Consider the following 16,730-nt stretch of genomic DNA (forward strand, 5'->3'; position numbering starts at 1 on the left):
GGGGGTCAGGCCTCCAGCACCACGGGGATGATCATGGGCTTGCGGCGCAGCTTGCGGTTGACCCAGGTGCCCACTACCCGGCGGACCACCTGCTGGAGCTGGTGGCTGGTGTGGTCCTTGTTGTTCAGGACCGCTTCCTCAAGCGCAGCGTTGATCTTGGGGATGATGTCGTCAAAGACGGAATCATCCTCGGCTACGCCGCGGGCGTGGATCTCAGGCCCGGATACCACCTTGCCGGTGGCACGGTGGATGACGGTGATGATCGAGATGAAGCCTTCATCACCCAGGATGCGCCGGTCCTTGAGGTCGGCGTCGGTGATCTCGCCGACGCTGGAGCCGTCCACGTAGACGAAGCCAACCTCCACCTGGCCCACCACGTCGGCGCGGTGATCGCGCAGGTCGATGACGGTTCCGTTATCCGCGAGGATCACGCTTGCCTCGGGGACGCCCGACTCGATGGCGATCTTTCCGTTGGCCAGCAGGTGGCGGGTCTCGCCGTGCACGGGCATCGCGTTGAGCGGCTCGAGGATGTTGTAGCAGTACAGCAGTTCACCGGCAGCGGCGTGGCCGGAGACGTGGACCTTGGCGTTGCCCTTGTGGATCACGTCTGCGCCCAGCTTGAGCAGGCCGTTGATGATCCGGAACACCGCGTTCTCGTTGCCGGGGATGAGGCTTGAGGCCAGGATGACGGTATCGCCGTCACCCACCACCACGCGGTGGTCACCGTTGGCCATGCGCGAGAGCGCTGCCATCGGTTCACCCTGGGAACCGGTGGACATCAGGACCACGCGGTTATCCGGAAGGTTGTCGATGTTCTTGATGTCCACGATGAGCCCGGCCGGCACGTCGAGGTAGCCCAGCTTTTCGGCGATGGCCATGTTGCGGACCATGGAGCGGCCAACGAACGCCACCTTGCGGTTGTGCTTGGCGGCGGCATCCAGGACCTGCTGCACGCGGTGGACGTGGGAGGAGAAGGACGCCACGATGATGCGCTTGGTGGCCTGGCCGAACAGGCGTTCCAGCGTGGGGCCGATCTCTTTTTCAGCGGTGGTGAAGCCGGGGACGTCAGCGTTGGTGGAGTCGGACATGAACAGGTCCACGCCCTCTTCGCCGAGCTTGGCGAAGTGCCGCAGGTCCGTGATGCGTCCGTCCAGGGGCAGCTGGTCCATCTTGAAGTCGCCCGTGTGCAGCACGGTTCCGCCGGCGGTGCGCAGGAACACGGCCAGGGCGTCCGGGATGGAGTGGTTCACGGCAACGAATTCGCACTCGAACGGGCCGAACTTCTCCACCTGTCCCTCTTCGACCGTCAGCGTGTACGGCCGGATGCGGTGTTCCTGCAGCTTGGCTTCGATCAGCGCGAGGGTCAGCTGTGAACCCACCAGCGGAATGTCGTTCCGGAGCCGCAGCAGGTACGGAACAGCCCCGATGTGGTCCTCGTGGCCGTGCGTCAGGACAACGGCCACGATGTCTGCCAGCCGGTCCTCGATGTACGAGAAATCAGGCAGGATCAGGTCAACGCCGGGCTGTGTTTCCTCCGGGAAGAGGACGCCGCAGTCGACAATCAGCAGCTTGCCGCCGATTTCGAACACGGTCATGTTCCGGCCGATCTCCCCCAGCCCGCCAAGCGGGACGATGCGGAGCGTGTCCTGCGGCAGGCGCGGAGGTGTGACAAGGCCGGTAAGGGCGGTTTGGGTCATATTGCACTACTTTCCAGGCGGAAGGGTGCCGGTCGTCGTCCTCAGGAGTAGACCAGCCCCGCTTCCGCCAAATCCCCGCGGATGGTTTCGATCTCGGCTTCGTCCGGCTCCACGAGGGGCAAACGGACGATCGAGTTGGGCAGGACTCCCTGCCATTTAAGAATCTGCTTGGCGGCCACGGCGCCCTGGACCCTGCTCATGGTGGCGCGCACCACGGGCAGGAGTTCGAAGTTGATCTTCCGGGCGGTGCCGAGGTCGTTGGCGTTGACCGCGTCAATGAGCTCACGGAACCGGCGGGTGGCCACATGGGTGGTGACGCCCACGAGGCCGACGGCACCCAGCGCCATCCAGGGCAGGGTCAGTCCGTCGTCGCCGGAGTAGAAGAGGAGGTCCGTCTCGGCCATGACCCGGGCGGCAGCAACCATGTCCGCCTTGGCGTCCTTGACCGCAACAATGTTGGGGTGCTGCGCCAGCCGGATCATGGTGTCCGGTTCGATGGCAATGGAGGACCGGCCGGGAATGTCGTAGAGCATGACGGGGACGTCCACTGCGGAGGCGACGGTTTCGAAGTGGGCCTGGACTCCCGCCTGGCTGGGCTTGTTGTAGTACGGCGTCACCAGCAGGAGGCCGTCGACGCCGAGGGCTGCAGCCTGCTGGGAAAGGTGGACCGAGTGCGCGGTGTCGTTGGTTCCGGTGCCGGCGATGATGGCGGCGCGGCCGCCCACGGCGTCCTTGACCGCGCGGAACATGCCGAGGTTCTCTTCGTCCGTCAAAGTGGACGTCTCGCCGGTGGTGCCGGTGACTACCAGGCCGTCGCAGCCGTCGTCCACGAGCTTGCTGGCCAGGGCCGCTGCCTGGTCGTAATCCACGGCGCCGTCCTTGGTGAACGGCGTGACCATAGCGGTCAGGAGCGTACCGAGGGCAGGGATATGCGCGGAAGAGTCAGCCATGGGAAAAACGTTACCCTGTCCCCCGCTGGTTAGGACAATGCCGGGGGCGTGATGAACGTCAAATAGGGGGTTCCCGGAGTCATGGGGTGCTGCAGTACCGGCCGACTGCTGCCCGGCGGAGTTCCTCGGCCCAGTCCGAAAGGCGCTGGGCGGCCCGGACATAGTGGAACAGTTCCAGCGGCGTCAGGGCGTCCAGGTCCGTTTCTGCCAGGCGGCGGGCAAGCTCGGCGCCTTCGGGCTGGGCCGCGAGGCTGACGCCCTCCCGCTCCCACTGGACATCCTCCGCGGGCTTTCCGGCCACGAGCTGGCGGAAGAGGAAGTCGACTACCCCGGGGCTCATGGCTTTCAGGAGGCCCGTACCCGGCTCGGGGTTTGCCGACCCACGGCCGGCGGTACGGCCAGTGGACTCGTGGCGGCCCGGCCCGTAGGCGGGAATCTCCGGCGTTGGCGTCTGCATGCGCTCCATCGTATTCGAACATATATTCGAATACAAGGGTTGCCGCTCCATCCGCGCGGCTTCCCGGGTGGACTCCCCGGCGTGACAGCGGGCCCCGCCGCGCGTATGAGACGATTCGGTTCATGACTTCCCGCAACCCGGCCAGGGCACCCCGGAAAACGGCAGCCGGCCAGGCACCGGGACGCCTCTACGGCATCGATGCTGCGCGCGGGATTGCCCTGCTGGGCATGATGGCCACCCACCTGCTCCCCACCTTTGAATCCAACGCCAGCCTTACCCCCACCTGGATCGGACTGGCCTTCTCCGGGCGGGCCGCTGCCCTGTTCGCCGTGCTGGCCGGCGTCGGACTGGCCCTGTCCACCGGAAAGCACAGGCAGCTCGCGGCTGGTGAACTCGCGGCCGCGCGCCGCGGAGTCGCCCTCCGGGCCTTGGTGATCGCCGCCGTCGGGCTCAGCCTGGGCGGCCTCGAAGTCAACCTGGCCGTCATCCTTGTCCACTACGCAGTCCTGTTCCTGTGCATCCTGCCGTTCCTGGGCATGGGCGTGAAGCAGCTCTGCGCCTGGGCAGCCGGATGGATCGTCGGTTCCCCGGTCCTGGCGTACCTCCTGCGTCCCTGGCTGCTGGCCGCGGAGCCGCCCCTGCAGCTTGGCCACAATCCCGGCTGGGAGGACCTGGGAACGCCCGCGCGGCTGGTCGCCGACGTGTTCCTCACCGGCTACTACCCGGTGTTCCAGTGGATGTCGTACCTGCTGGTAGGGCTCGCCATCGGCCGGCTGGTGCTCAGCAAGGCCCTGGTTCCGGTGGCGCTGCTGGCCGGCGGGACTGTTGTTGCGATCGCCGCGAAGGTGCTGGGCGTGACGGCCATGGAGGACTGGGGCGGGCGTGCCGCACTGGAGAAGGTCCTCAATGCGCCGGGGTACCCGCTGGACAGCGTCCTGCAGGTGAACCTGACCGGAATCAGGCAGGAGGGGTCATGGTGGTGGCTGGCGTCCGCCGCCCCGCATTCCGGCTCCTCCCTCGACCTGCTGCACACGTCCGGCGTGGCAGCGGCGGTCATTGGTGCCTGCCTGCTCCTGGGCCGGTTGGCGGAGTGGGTGGACCTGGACCTCCTGCTTCCGCTGCGCGGTGCCGGCGCCATGACACTTACCCTGTACACGGTCCATGTGTGGGTGGTGTCGTGTTTCTACCTCAAGCCGCTGCCTGCCGGCTGGACCGAGGACGGCATGTACTTTGCCCAGGCAGCCACAGCGGTGGTGGTGGGCATGGTCTTCGTACTGCTGAAGTGGCGGGGTCCGCTGGAGTGGGTGGGCCACGCGGCCAGCCAGCTGGGCCGCGGGCAGCTGAAACTCCCGCGGTAGGAGCTAGGCCGGAACCTTGCCGCGGAAGAGCCTGACGGCGTCGCGCATGGACGCACGGGCCCTTTTCCTGTCGCCGGCGGCGTCGTAGGCGCAGCTGAGCCGGAACCAGGACCGCCAGTCGTCGGGTGCCGCCTCCGCTTCCGCCTTGTACTTTTCGAACTCTGCGTCGGCCGCTTCCCGGATGATCCGCCCGGCCGGTGTCCGTGGCAGTTCATCCACGGGGAGGCCGCCTTCGGCTTCAAGGACCTTGGCCATCTGCTCCGTCCGGGCACCGAACATCAACTCGCGGATCAACGCCCATGCACCGACGACCGGCAGGACCAGGTAAGCGGCCCCGATGGCCTGCGCCGTGAGGTTGCTGTCCGTCAGGAGCAGGATGGAGCGCTGGAGGGAAACCACCAGGTAGAACACCAGGAGCAGCGTGACAAGCCCAACCCAGATCTTGGTGCGGTTCTTGCGGAACCCTGCCAGGAAGCCGTCCATCGCCTAGAAACCCAGGTCCAGGTAGCCATCCAGCCCCACGGTAAGCCCGGGGTGGGCGGCCACATTGCGGACGCCGAGGAGGACGCCGGGCATGAAGGACGCGCGGTCGAACGAGTCGTGGCGCAGCGTCAGCTGCTCACCGGCGCTGCCGAGGAGGACTTCCTGGTGGGCCACCAGCCCGCGGAGCCTCACGCTGTGGACGCGGACGCCCTCAACGTCGCAGCCGCGGGCGCCGGCCAGTTCACTGGTGGTGGCGTCCGGGCTTGCCGGCACCTGGGCGGCCTCGCGTTCCGCGGCAATGAGCTGGGCGGTGCGGACAGCGGTTCCGGAAGGGGCGTCCACCTTGTCCGGGTGGTGCAGTTCAATGATCTCTACCGAGTCAAAGTACTTGGAAGCCTTGGCGGCGAAGGCCGAAGCCAGCACCGATCCCACGGCAAAGTTGGGTGCGATCAGCACGCCGGTTTCCGGGTGCTCTGCCAGCAGGGCCTCGAGCGCGGACAGGCGGCCGGCATCCCAGCCGGTGGTCCCCACAACGGCGTGGATGTTGTTTTCGACGGCGAAGCGGACGTTGGCTTCGGTGCTTTCGGGAACTGTCAGGTCCACAAGGTACTGCGCTCCGGCGGCGGTGACCTGGTCCAGGGAGTCGCCCCGTCCCAGCGCCGCGACGAGTTCCATGTCGGGTGCGGCTTCAACGGCTTTGACGGCTTCGGCGCCCATGCGTCCGTTGGCGCCCAGGATGGCGACGCGCTTGGCTTCGGAGTGTTGTTCGGTCATGCAGTCAACCCTACCGTCGGGCCCGGGGCGCGCCGGAACCGGACGGTGTGCGTTACCTCGCAGGACGCCGCGGCACCGCCCGAAACGGCCGGCGGTCAGCCGCCGGCGCCCACCCATTCAACAGTGCCGTCGGAGAAGAACTGTTCCTTCCAGATGGGCACCTGCTCCTTGATCCGGTCCACCAGTTCGGAGCACACGGCGAAGGCCTGCCCCCGGTGTGCTGCGGACACGGCGCATACCAGTGCGGGGTCGCCGATCTGCAGCATGCCGATCCGGTGGGCCGCCCAGATGCGGACCGGCTTTCCGCCGTCCTCCCCTGCACCCCCGCCGGCGTCTTGTTCGGCAACCAGCCGGGCCACGACGTCGGCCATCACCTGGTGCGCCGTGGGGTGCGCGCTGTAGCTGAGGCGGTCAACTGCCTTGCCGCCGTCGTGGTTGCGCACCACGCCGCTGAAGCTGACCACCGCACCTGCGGTATCCCCTTCCACGGCCGCGATGGCCTGGCCTACGGAGATTGGCTCCGCGCTGAGGACCGCGGATACCACCTCGAATGCTTCAGTGCCCATGGTTGCCTTCCAACTGGTCGCAGAGGTGCCCGATCAGCGGATCCAGGACGGTGAGTCCGTCCATGACGCCTTTCGGTGAGCCGGGCAGATTAACAATGAAGGACTTCCCTGCCGCGCCCGCGTAGCCGCGGCTGAGCGCAGCCAGCGGCGTTTTGGCGGCGCCGGCACGCCGGATCGCTTCCATGATGCCGGGGATTTCGCGGTCCAGCAGGGGCCGGGTGACGTCGGGAGTCTGGTCGTCCGGGCTCAGCCCGGTGCCGCCGCTGGTGATCACGACGGCGGGACGCTGGGTCAGGAGGGCCCTGATCGCGGCGCCGACGGGCTCGCCGTCGGGGACCACCATCGCCGGGAAGACCTCGAAGCCGTGTTCGGTGAGCCAGTCCGTGATCACCGGGCCGGTCTCGTCGTCGTAAATACCTGCTGCTGCCCGCGTGGAGGCGATCACCACGCCGGCCTTCCGGCCCTGGACGTCGCCGTGCCGGTGCGGCTCGGCTGCATGGGACGGGGCTGCGCCGGAGGTGCCTTCGCGAGTCATAGTGTCCAGTCCCCGCTCTTGCCGCCGCTCTTGGCCAGCACCTTGATATCGGTCAGGACGGCGTGTTTGTCCACGGCCTTGATCATGTCGTAAACGCTCAGGGCGGCCACGGACGCCGCGGTGAGGGCTTCCATTTCCACCCCGGTCACGCCGCGGGTCTTGACGGTGGCCACCACCTCGACGGACTCCGCGTCGAGCCCGAAGTCAACGGTGACCTTGGACAGCGGCAGGGGGTGGCACAGCGGAATCAGTTCGGGCGTCTTCTTGGCGGCCATGATGCCCGCCACCCGGGCAACTGCCAGCGCGTCCCCCTTGGGAAGGCCGCCGGAACCGAGCAGGCCCATCACCTCCGCGGTGGTGCGGACCGTGGCTGTTGCTGTGGCTTCACGGGTGGTTTCGGCTTTGGCGGACACGTCCACCATCTGTGCGCTGCCGTCCCGGCGCAGGTGCGTCAGGGCGGCGGGGGTCTGTTCTGCATTCACAGCATCCATACTTCCACCTCGTCCCCGGCCGCGAGTTCCGTTACGCCGGCGGGTACGTGGACCAGGGCGTTGGAACCGGCCAGCGCACGCACCAGGTGGGAGCTCTCGCCGCCTTCCAGCCGGACGGTGCCGTCCGGCTGGAGGTTGCCGCGCCGGACCTGGTGTTTGTGCTGCGGCGACGTCAGCGGATGGCTGAGCCTGGCGCGGACAGGAAGGCGGAGGGCCGGAGCCCCGAGGACTGCTGCCAGGGCCGGCCGGAGGAACATCTCGAAGGACACCAGGCAGCTGACGGGGTTCCCGGGGAATCCCAGGAACGGGACGCCGTCGAACATTCCGATCCCCTGCGGCCCTCCCGGCTGCATGGCCACGTGCAGGAATTCCACCGGCTGGACTTCCATGGCCTGCCGCACAACCTCGTAGGCGCCTTTGCTGACGCCGCCGGTGGTGACGATGACATCGGCATCCGCACCCTGGCGCCGGAGCAGCTTCTGCAGTTCCGCGGGATCGTCGGTGGAAATACCGGCCCGCCGCACGTCCAGGCCTGCCTGCGCCATGGCGGCGGCAAGGAGGGTGCCGTTGGCGTCGTAGATCTTGCCGGCAGGCAGGTCCTGCCCCGGTTCCACCACCTCGTCGCCGGTGGTGACGAACAGGACCCGGACGGCGCGGTAGACCTCCACATCGGGGATACCCAGGGCGGCAAGCAGCCCCAGCTGGGCGGGACCAAGGCAGGTTCCGCCGGCCAGGGCACGCTCCCCCGCGGCAATGTCGCTGCCCACCGGGCGGACGTAGGTCCCCGCCGCCGTTGCCGGCAGCGTGACGCGTGCGTCCGTTCCGGGAGCGGGAAAGCTGTCCGGCACCGCACGTTCAATGGGTACGACGGCGTCAGCACCGTCAGGGAGCATGGCGCCTGTCATGATGGGCGCCGCGGTCCCCCGGGCCAGCGCGGGCGGACGCATCCCCGCCGGGACCGGCGCTGCGACGGCGAACTCCGTGCCGTCGTCGTACATGTCTGCGGAATTGACGGCGTACCCGTCCATCTGGGAATTGGCGAAGGGCGGCAGGCTGACGGGTGCCAGGAATCCGTGCACCAGTGCCCTGCCGAGGGCCTGGGACAGCGGAACGGTTTCGGTGCGGGATTCTGACCGCAAAGGGGCCAGCAGATCCGCAACGGCGGCAACATGGTCGGCAACGGAGCGGGCCTGGTGTGGCGTGCCCGCAGGGGCGTGGCGGTGCAGGCTGGTCATGGATGCGCCTTCAGTGTGGGCCGTCAGGATTTCACGTCCACTCTAACCGTGTGGAATCCGGTGGCGCCGTCCGGGACCACTGGCCGGGATTCCTCGTCCTGGACGGTGCCCGCAAGGTCAGTGGCCCGGACCTGGACCTCGTACTGCCCTGGTGTCAGGTCCATGCTGAGCTTCCATTGGTACCAGGTGTCCGTGGAGATCCCGGATGACAGCTCAGCGGCCTGCCAGGAACCCCGGTTGACCCTGAGTTCAACGGCGCTGACGCCGGTGTGCTGGGCCCAGGCAATGCCGCCAAAGGTGACCGTTCCGGCGTTGACGGGCCTGCCGCTGCGGGGGACGTCGATGCGGGAGGAAAGCTTGATGGGACCATGGTCGGACCAGCCCCTCGTGGTCCAGTAAGCGGTGTCCTCCGCGAAGGTGGTCACTTTCAGCTCCGTGACCCATTTCGTGGCGGAAACATAGCCGTACAGGCCAGGCACCACCAGCCGGACGGGGAATCCGTGTTCGAGCGGCAGCGGGCCGCCGTTCATGCCCACGGCCAGGAGTGCGTCCCGGCTGTCCGTAAGCACTTCCAGCGGGGTGCCGGCAGTCCATCCGTCGGCGCTCCGGGACAGCACCATGTCCGCGCCCCGGGCCGGCCCGGCCAACGCCAGGAGGTCGCGGACCGGCCAGCCGAGCCAGCGCGCGTTGCCGATGAGGTCCCCGCCTACCGGGTTGGACACACAGGCGATGGTGATGTGGCGTTCGGTCAGCGGCTTGGCAAGGAGCTCAGCGAGGGTCAGTTCCACCTCGCGCTGCACCATGCCCGTGACCTTGAGGACCCAGGCATCGGGGTCGACGGCGGGTACCACCAGCGCCGTATCGATCCGGTAGAAGTCGTTGACGGGGGTGACGAGCGGCTGCATGCCCTCAACGCCTGCCTCCGCTCCTGCAGGGATGGGCGGCGCCGGTACCGCCGCCGGGGTTATTACCACCCGGGCCCGGGCATCGTTGACCTTCAGCACGGTCCCGCGCCAGGATCCTGCCACGACCCCGCCAACGGCCGTGAGTGCGGCACCTGCGGCGAGGTTCCGGAGGAACGTGCGGCGGGCCGTGGCCTGCCCGCCGTCAGGGGCCGCTTCCCAGGCCTTCAGCCTGCCCATCAGCAGCCGGAGGATCAGGGCGGCGGCGGCGGCCGCAGCCACGGGAAGTGCCAGGGCCACCGGTGTGGCCTGGGCCCGGCCGGCGACAGCGGCCACGCCCGCGAGTCCAAACACGGCGATAACGGCCAGCCCCGCGAAACGCCGCCGCCGTTCCACTACTCCTGCCAGGGCCGCGAGGACGGCGATGACGAGGGCCATACTGGCCAGGAGGGCCGCCTTGTCCGCCGTGCCAAAGAGTGAGACCGCCCAGTCCTTTACTGCCGGCGGGACGGCATCAATGACGGCTCCGCCCACCGCTGTCAGCGGCGACACCGACGGGCTCCACACGCCGGCCAGCAACTCTCCGAGGACCACCCCGCCGACCACGGACACCACGCCGGCGGCCGCAGCGTGCCCGCCCGGGCGTCCCCGTACCCGCTGTACCCGCGCGCTGGGTTCCGCCGAACCGCCGTGGCGGGTACCGTCGTCGTGCGTGGCCTGCTGCCGGGCGCTGTTCACCCTTCAAGCATAGGTTCGCGGGGCCTTTCCGCCGGTTGCCCGGCGCGGATTCCTGCCGGTCCGGGGCAGCAACCGTCACGGGTGTGATGTGGAGCCCATCGTGGCGTAGCCTGAATTCATGAGTGTCCAGCTAGGCATGCCCCAGCCCCGCGAAGAAGCGGACCCGGCCCAGCCGGCCGTCCCGGCTGCGCGTCCGGCTGACGCGCCTGCGGGCCTGGTGGACAGGTACGGGCGCCGGGCCAGCGACATGAGGCTGTCCCTGACCGATAAATGCAACCTCCGCTGCACCTACTGCATGCCTGCCGAAGGCCTGGAATGGCTGGCAAAGCAGGCTGTCATGACGGCCGAGGAGATCGTCCGGATTGTCCGGATCGGGGTTGAGCTGCTCGGCGTCCGCGAGCTGCGGCTCACCGGCGGCGAACCCCTGGTGCGGCACGACCTGGTGGACATCATTTCCGCGCTGCGCAGCAACCATCCGGACCTGCCCATCTCGATGACCACCAACGCCGTGGGGCTGGCGAAGAAGGCCGCCCCGCTCAAGGCCGCGGGCCTGACGCGGATCAATGTCTCGCTCGATTCCCTGCACGAAGAGACGTTTACCAAACTCACCCGCCGCCCCTTCCTTGACCAGGTGCTGGCAGGCGTGGACGCCGCATGGGCGGCCGGACTTGGTCCGGTCAAGCTGAACGCCGTCCTGATGCGCGGGATCAACGATGCCGAGTCTCCTGCCCTGCTGGGTTGGGCTTTGGACCGGGGGTATGAGTTGCGCTTCATCGAACAGATGCCGCTCGACGCCGACCACGGCTGGACGCGCCGGAACATGATCACCGCCGCCGAAATCCGCGAAATTCTTTCCGCCGAATACGTCCTGAGCGCCGATCCGCGGGAACGCGACGGTGCGCCCGCCGAAAGGTTTGAAGTACGACGCCGGGTGGCCGGGTTGGATGCCGGCGTCGCCCCTTCCGCGCACGGCCCCGTCCTGGGAACGGTGGGAATCATCGCCTCAGTCACCGAGCCGTTCTGCTCGGATTGCCGCCGGACGAGGATCACGGCCGAGGGCAAGATCATGAGCTGCCTCTTCTCGCGTGAAGAGTACGACCTCCTGGGGCTGCTGCGCTCGGGCGCCGACGACGACGCCCTGGCGCGCCGGTGGCAGGACGCAATGTGGATTAAGCCAAAAGCCCACGGCATGGACCACGTGGGACTCGACGCTCCGGACTTCGTCCAGCCGGACCGCAGCATGAGCGCCATTGGGGGCTGACCGGAATGCATGTACGTTACTTCGCTGCCGCACGCGCCGCCGCCGGGTTCGAGGAGGAAAAGTTCGACCTCCCTACCGGGGCAACCGTGGCGGACCTCCTGGACGCCGTCCTCGCCGTGCCCCGGGAGGAGCCCCCGGCCGGGACGCCGCCGCTGGCACGCATCCTCTCCCGCAGCAGCTTACTGTTGAACGAGGTGGCGGTGCGGGACCGTTCAACTGTTGTGGGCGCCGATGACGTCGTGGACGTCCTGCCGCCGTTCGCCGGAGGGTAGCCGCGCCCTACCGCCAGGTTGCCTGCCGCCCGCGGAGCCGGTGCAGCGTCAGGCCCGCCGGAAGGTGGAGGTCATGAAAGGCGTGAAGGCGGGGCGCTTGCCGTTTGTACGCGCGTTGGTTTCGTCCACCACGTGTTGTTCCAGGCCTGTCCGCAGCTCGGTAACGTGAACGAGCACCGCGCTCCGCGGCTCTGAGTCTGCGGGGCCAGTAAGGAAGATGCTGTGCCGTGTCCACCCCGTGCCGGCGCGCCGCTCAACCCGGAGCACGCCGTCATGCCAGGTGCAGCGGGACGGACTGCCGGGAGGCCCGCCGGTGCTGTCGACGTAGTACCAGAACACATCACGGTGGTCGGGATCCAGGGTGAAGACGCCGTGGCCCTCAAAGTGCGCACCGTCAGGCTCCACGTGCCGGTAGCTCTGGACCACCGCAAATCCCCCGGCTGCCCGGCGGTATGCCACCTCGGCATCCACCGTCCGCTGCGGCCCCCAATGCCCCGCAGCCAGCTCGGTACTCCCCCGCCAGTCGCCGAGGAGGCCCGCCAGCGCCGGATGAACACCGGCGGGCACGTTCGGTCGCGGCGGATCCGGGGCGCCATCATGGCCCAGCCGGAGTACGTTCACGCCATCCACTCCTCACCAGCACGGCGATGTCGGATGGCCTCATCGTAGTCCTGCAGTCTGCGCCCCGCGAGTGGTCCGCGCGCCCAACGCGGGCCGTTCTGGCCAGCGGTCAGGACCGCACTATAAGAACCCGCGTTTCGGTCGCCCGATGCTCAGAGTCCGAAGGTCTCGGTTTCGTCGAACGGGCCCACCACGGTGACGGTGCGGGGCGCGGCGGCCAGTTCCGCGGCCAGTTCCTGCACCTGTTCGGCGGTGACGGACTTAATCAGCCGCAGGGTCTCGTCGATGTCCTGGTACTCGCCGGACACCAGTTCGGCCCGGCCCAGGCGTGACATCCGGGAGCCGGTGTCCTCGAGGGCCAGCACAATCCCGCCGCACAGCTGGCCCACGGCCTTGCGCAGTTCGTCTTCGGAGATGCCGTGCTCGGCGAGTTTGTCCAGCTCGATGCCCAGCAGTTCAAGGACTTGCCGCACCTTTGAGGGCGTGCAGCCTGCATACATGCCGAAGTAGCCGGCGTCAGCGTAGGACGACGCGAAGGAGTAGGTCGAATACACCAAGCCGCGCTTTTCACGGATCTCCTGGAACAGCCGGGAGGACATGCCTCCGCCGAGCACGGCGTTGAGGACACTCATGACATAGCGGCGCCCGTCCGTGGCAACAATCGTGGGGCAGCCCATGATGATGTTGGCCTGCTCAACGGCACGTTTCACCACCTGGAGCCCGGCGGTTCCGGTGATCAGCGCCCGCTCGGTGGACCGGCGGTCGACCGGCGACGCGTCCGTCTCAAGCGACCAGCCTGCAGACTCAAGGGCATCCACCACGAGGCCGCAGACGACGTCGTGCTCCAGCCCGCCGGCAGCGGTGATGACCAGTTCGTCGGGCCGGTAGTAGCGCTGGTAGTGCTCCCAGACGGAGTCGCGGGCAACGGCGCGGATGGCGTCCGGGGTTCCGCCGATGGGGCGGCCCAAGGGGTGGCTGCCAAGAACCGAAGCAACGAAGTGCTCATGAGCAACATCGGTGGGGTCGTCGCTGTCCATGGCGATTTCCTCAAGGATGACGTCCCGTTCCTGCTCCATCTCGGCGGGGTCGAGGACCGCGCCGGTGATCATGTCGGCAATGACATCAATGGCCATGGGCAGGTCCGTGTCAAGGACGCGGGCGAAGTAGCAGGTGCTTTCCTTTGCCGTCGCGGCGTTCGATTCGCCGCCCACCTCGTCGAAGGCCGAGGCGATCTCCAGCGCGGTGCGCCGTTTGGTGCCCTTGAAGAGCAGGTGCTCCAGGAAGTGGGTGGAGCCGTGTTGTCCGTGGGCCTCGTCGCGGGACCCCACGCCTACCCAGAAACCGATGGTGGCCGACCTTTGGCCAGGCATCGCTTCGGTCAGAACCCGCACGCCACCGGGCAGCACTGACCGGCGGACTTCGGAGCCGCCGTCGGAGCCATGGACCAGGGTGTCGCCGAGGTGGTTCTGCTCAAGGGGCAGGGGTACAACAGTCATTGAGGCCTTTCGGGTGGTGCAGCCGGATCTGGCTGTCATCGTAACAGCGGCGGGGCCGGTGGATCGTCCCACCGGCCCCGCCGTTTCATACTGGTGTTCCTGTCAGGGAACCGTTAGATCTCGACGCCTTCAGCAGGCTCCGTGGCGTGGGCGCGTTCGGTGCCTTCCGCGCCTTCTTCCTCGGCCACAACCGGGGAGAGCGAGAGCTTTCCACGGTCGTCGATCTTGGTGATTTCCACCTGGACCTTCTGGCCCACGGAAACGACGTCATCAACGTTGTCCACGCGCTTGCCGTTGGCCAGCTTGCGGAGCTCGGAGATGTGCAGGAGGCCGTCCTTGCCCGGGGTCAGCGACACGAAGGCACCGAAGGTGGTGGTCTTGACGACCGTACCCAGGTAACGCTCGCCGATTTCCGGAACCTGCGGGTTCGCGATGGCGTTGATGGCGGAGCGTGCTGCGTCAGCAGACGGACCGTTGGTGGCGCCAATGTAGACAGTGCCGTCGTCCTCGATGGAGATGTCGGCGCCGGTGTCTTCTTGGATCTGGTTGATCATCTTGCCCTTGGGGCCGATGACCTCGCCGATCTTGTCCACGGGGATCTTCACGGCGATGACGCGCGGTGCGAACTCGGAGAGCTCGTCCGGAGTGTCGATGGCCGAGTTGATGACCTCGAGGATGTGCAGGCGGGCTTCGCGGGCCTGCTTCAGGGCCGCTGCCAGGACCGAGGCGGGGATGCCGTCGAGCTTGGTGTCCAGCTGGATGGCCGTGACGAACTCGGAGGTACCTGCAACCTTGAAGTCCATGTCGCCGAAGGCGTCTTCGGCGCCGAGGATGTCGGTCAGCGCGGCATAGCGGGTCTGGCCGTCAACCTGGTCGGACACCAGGCCCATGGCGATACCGGCGACGGCTGCCTTCAGGGGCACACCGGCGTTCAGCATGGACAGGGTGGAGGCGCAGACGGAACCCATCGACGTCGAACCGTTGGAGCTGAGGGCCTCAGACACCTGGCGGATGGCGTAGGGGAATTCCTCGCGGGAAGGCAGTACAGGCACCAGGGCGCGTTCTGCCAGGGCACCGTGGCCGATTTCGCGGCGCTTGGGCGAACCCACGCGGCCGGTTTCACCGGTGGAGTACGGCGGGAAGTTGTAGTTGTGCATGTAGCGCTTGCGCGTGACGGGCGACAGCGAATCGATCTGCTGTTCCATCTTGAGCATGTTCAGCGTGGTGACGCCCATGATCTGGGTTTCGCCGCGTTCGAAGATGGCCGAACCGTGTACGCGGGGCAGAACCTCAACCTCGGCGGTGAGCTGGCGGATGTCCGTCAGGCCGCGGCCGTCGATGCGGATCTGGTCCTTCAGGATGCGCTGGCGCACAACCTGCTTGGTGACCGAGCGGAACGCTGCGGACAGTTCCTTTTCGCGGCCTTCGAACTGGCCGGACAGCGAGGCAACGGTTTCGTCCTTCAAGGCATCAGAAGCAACGTCGCGCTCCTGCTTGTCGGCGATCTGGAAGACAGCGGCCAGCTTGTCGGCAGCAGCTGCTTCAACAGCGGAGTACACGTCGTCCTGGTAGTCCAGGAAGACCGGGAACTCGACGGTGGGCTTCGCGGCGCGGCCGGCGAGGTCCGCCTGCGCGTCGCAGAGTGCCTTGATGAACGGCTTGGCAGCCTCGAGGCCCTCGGAGACAACCTCTTCGGTGGGGGCGGTGGCGCCCTGTTCCTTGATGAGGTTCCAGGAGTTGTCGGTTGCTTCGGCTTCCACCATCATGATGGCGACGTCGTCACCGGCGATGCGGCCGGCGACGACCATGTTGAAGACGGAGTTTTCCAGCTGGGAGTGCTTGGGGAAAGCAACCCACTGTGAACCGTGCTCATCGGCGACCAGGGCAACGCGGACGCCGCCGATGGGGCCGGAGAACGGCAGGCCCGAAAGCTGCGTGGACATGGAGGAGGCGTTGATGGCCACCACGTCGTAGAGCTCGTCGGGGTTGATGGCCAGGACGGTCACCACGATCTGGACTTCGTTGCGCAGGCCCTTGATGAAGGCGGGGCGCAGCGGACGGTCCATGAGGCGGCAGGCCAGGATGGCTTCGGTGGAGGGGCGGCCTTCGCGGCGGAAGAACGAGCCCGGGATGCGGCCGGCAGCGTACATACGCTCTTCGACGTCCACCGTCAGGGGGAAGAAGTCGAAGCCTTCGCGCGGGTGCTTGCCTGCGGTGGTGGCGGAGAGCAGCGCGGTGTCTTCGTCGATGTACACCATGGCTGCGCCGGCTGCCTGCTTGGCGAGGCGGCCGGTTTCGAAGCGGATTACACGCTTGCCGAAGCGGCCATTGTCAATGACGGCTTCTGAGAACTGGATTTCGGGACCCTCCATAGAGAGTCACCTCCGTTTCTGTTTTACGGAAGTCCAGCCACATCAACCCAGGCCAGCATATGTCGACTGGCCCTGCACCCGGTCGTCGATCGAGACCCACGGGCCAGGGCAGCCATTCGATGCTGCCGTTCCCGGGGATCACTACCGAGGACCGCGAATGCGTGATGCGGTTGATCCTCCTGTTTAGTTTTTTAGGTGGAGCGGGGCGGCCCGGTCCCGAAGGGGACAGGGCCGCCCGAAAGTCCGACTAGCGGCGCAGGCCGAGGCGCTCGATGAGCGCACGGTAGCGGTTGATGTCAGTCTTCTTCAGGTAGCCAAGCATGCGCTTGCGACGACCGACCATGCCCAGCAGACCGCGCTGGGTGTGGTAATCGTGCTTGTGCTCCTTCATGTGCTCAGTCAGATCCTTGATCCGCTGGGTCAGGACTGCAACCTGGACCTCGGGCGAACCGGTGTCGCCTTCGCCGGTTGCGTATTCCTTGATGATGGACTGCTTTACAGCGGCGTCAAGTGCCACAATAA

Annotated in this window: 17 protein-coding genes; 3 read left to right on the top strand and 14 right to left on the bottom strand. The window is 67.3% G+C overall.

What is annotated here, in order from left to right:
* Window positions 1-5: 5 nt before the first annotated feature.
* From OVA06_RS11135 to OVA06_RS11145, 3 genes are all read right to left on the bottom strand, one after another.
* Window positions 6-1,697: a ribonuclease J gene (locus OVA06_RS11135; RefSeq protein ID WP_056083314.1), complete on the bottom strand. Its 1,692-nt coding sequence runs from the start codon at window positions 1,695-1,697 to the stop codon at window positions 6-8.
* A 41-nt stretch (window positions 1,698-1,738) separates the two neighbouring features.
* Window positions 1,739-2,647 (bottom strand): 4-hydroxy-tetrahydrodipicolinate synthase, encoded by a 909-nt coding sequence (dapA, locus tag OVA06_RS11140; RefSeq protein ID WP_056083317.1) that lies wholly within the window; start codon window positions 2,645-2,647, stop codon window positions 1,739-1,741.
* Between the two features lie 79 nt (window positions 2,648-2,726).
* A complete protein-coding gene (locus OVA06_RS11145; protein WP_235501568.1) occupies window positions 2,727-3,104 on the bottom strand; it encodes a hypothetical protein in 378 nt (125 codons plus the stop codon).
* 122 nt (window positions 3,105-3,226) lie between these two features.
* Here OVA06_RS11145 and OVA06_RS11150 point away from each other — a divergent pair, with 122 nt between their 5' ends.
* On the top strand, window positions 3,227-4,462 hold the full coding sequence (locus tag OVA06_RS11150) for a heparan-alpha-glucosaminide N-acetyltransferase domain-containing protein (RefSeq protein WP_268158299.1): 1,236 nt from the start codon (window positions 3,227-3,229) through the stop codon (window positions 4,460-4,462).
* Window positions 4,463-4,465: 3 nt separating this feature from the next.
* On the opposite strand, the gene OVA06_RS11155 is transcribed toward OVA06_RS11150, so the two are convergent.
* The 7 genes from OVA06_RS11155 to OVA06_RS11185 form a co-directional block, all read right to left on the bottom strand.
* Entirely contained in the window at window positions 4,466-4,945 is a 480-nt protein-coding gene (locus tag OVA06_RS11155; protein ID WP_056083324.1) for a hypothetical protein, read from the bottom strand.
* 3 nt (window positions 4,946-4,948) lie between these two features.
* Window positions 4,949-5,719 (bottom strand): 4-hydroxy-tetrahydrodipicolinate reductase, encoded by a 771-nt coding sequence (gene dapB / locus OVA06_RS11160; RefSeq protein ID WP_268158301.1) that lies wholly within the window; start codon window positions 5,717-5,719, stop codon window positions 4,949-4,951.
* A 95-nt stretch (window positions 5,720-5,814) separates the two neighbouring features.
* On the bottom strand, window positions 5,815-6,285 hold the full coding sequence (locus OVA06_RS11165; RefSeq protein ID WP_056083330.1) for a molybdenum cofactor biosynthesis protein MoaE: 471 nt from the start codon (window positions 6,283-6,285) through the stop codon (window positions 5,815-5,817).
* A complete protein-coding gene (locus OVA06_RS11170) occupies window positions 6,275-6,820 on the bottom strand; it encodes a MogA/MoaB family molybdenum cofactor biosynthesis protein (RefSeq protein ID WP_268158303.1) in 546 nt (181 codons plus the stop codon). The genes OVA06_RS11165 and OVA06_RS11170 overlap by 11 nt, the downstream gene beginning before the upstream one ends.
* Window positions 6,817-7,311 carry a cyclic pyranopterin monophosphate synthase MoaC gene (gene moaC, locus OVA06_RS11175; RefSeq protein WP_261619639.1) on the bottom strand — a complete coding sequence of 165 codons (495 nt, stop codon included), beginning with the start codon at window positions 7,309-7,311 and terminating at the stop codon, window positions 6,817-6,819. Before moaC ends, OVA06_RS11170 begins: the two co-directional genes overlap by 4 nt.
* Window positions 7,299-8,546 carry a molybdopterin molybdotransferase MoeA gene (locus OVA06_RS11180; protein WP_268158306.1) on the bottom strand — a complete coding sequence of 416 codons (1,248 nt, stop codon included), beginning with the start codon at window positions 8,544-8,546 and terminating at the stop codon, window positions 7,299-7,301. The genes moaC and OVA06_RS11180 overlap by 13 nt, the downstream gene beginning before the upstream one ends.
* A 23-nt stretch (window positions 8,547-8,569) precedes the next feature.
* Complete coding sequence (locus OVA06_RS11185; RefSeq protein WP_268158308.1) at window positions 8,570-10,186, bottom strand: molybdopterin-dependent oxidoreductase; 1,617 nt, start codon at window positions 10,184-10,186, stop codon at window positions 8,570-8,572.
* Between the two features lie 118 nt (window positions 10,187-10,304).
* On the opposite strand from OVA06_RS11185, the gene moaA reads away from it, so the two are divergent.
* Window positions 10,305-11,447, top strand: coding sequence for a GTP 3',8-cyclase MoaA (gene moaA / locus OVA06_RS11190; protein WP_268158310.1), 1,143 nt, complete (start codon window positions 10,305-10,307; stop codon window positions 11,445-11,447).
* A gap of 5 nt (window positions 11,448-11,452) precedes the next feature.
* Window positions 11,453-11,719 (top strand): MoaD/ThiS family protein, encoded by a 267-nt coding sequence (locus tag OVA06_RS11195; protein ID WP_268158312.1) that lies wholly within the window; start codon window positions 11,453-11,455, stop codon window positions 11,717-11,719.
* A 48-nt stretch (window positions 11,720-11,767) separates the two neighbouring features.
* Here OVA06_RS11195 and OVA06_RS11200 read toward each other — a convergent pair whose 3' ends face one another.
* From OVA06_RS11200 to rpsO, 4 genes are all read right to left on the bottom strand, one after another.
* Window positions 11,768-12,340, bottom strand: coding sequence for a DUF1579 domain-containing protein (locus OVA06_RS11200; RefSeq protein ID WP_326493579.1), 573 nt, complete (start codon window positions 12,338-12,340; stop codon window positions 11,768-11,770).
* A 152-nt stretch (window positions 12,341-12,492) separates the two neighbouring features.
* On the bottom strand, window positions 12,493-13,836 hold the full coding sequence (locus tag OVA06_RS11205) for a M16 family metallopeptidase (protein WP_268158314.1): 1,344 nt from the start codon (window positions 13,834-13,836) through the stop codon (window positions 12,493-12,495).
* Window positions 13,837-13,949: 113 nt separating this feature from the next.
* Complete coding sequence (locus OVA06_RS11210) at window positions 13,950-16,208, bottom strand: polyribonucleotide nucleotidyltransferase (protein WP_056083352.1); 2,259 nt, start codon at window positions 16,206-16,208, stop codon at window positions 13,950-13,952.
* A gap of 247 nt (window positions 16,209-16,455) precedes the next feature.
* Window positions 16,456-16,725 (bottom strand): 30S ribosomal protein S15, encoded by a 270-nt coding sequence (gene rpsO, locus OVA06_RS11215; protein ID WP_056083357.1) that lies wholly within the window; start codon window positions 16,723-16,725, stop codon window positions 16,456-16,458.
* Window positions 16,726-16,730: the final 5 nt, after the last annotated feature.

Source organism: Pseudarthrobacter sp. SL88 (genome assembly GCF_026672455.1).
Classification (GTDB): Bacteria; Actinomycetota; Actinomycetes; order Actinomycetales; family Micrococcaceae; genus Arthrobacter.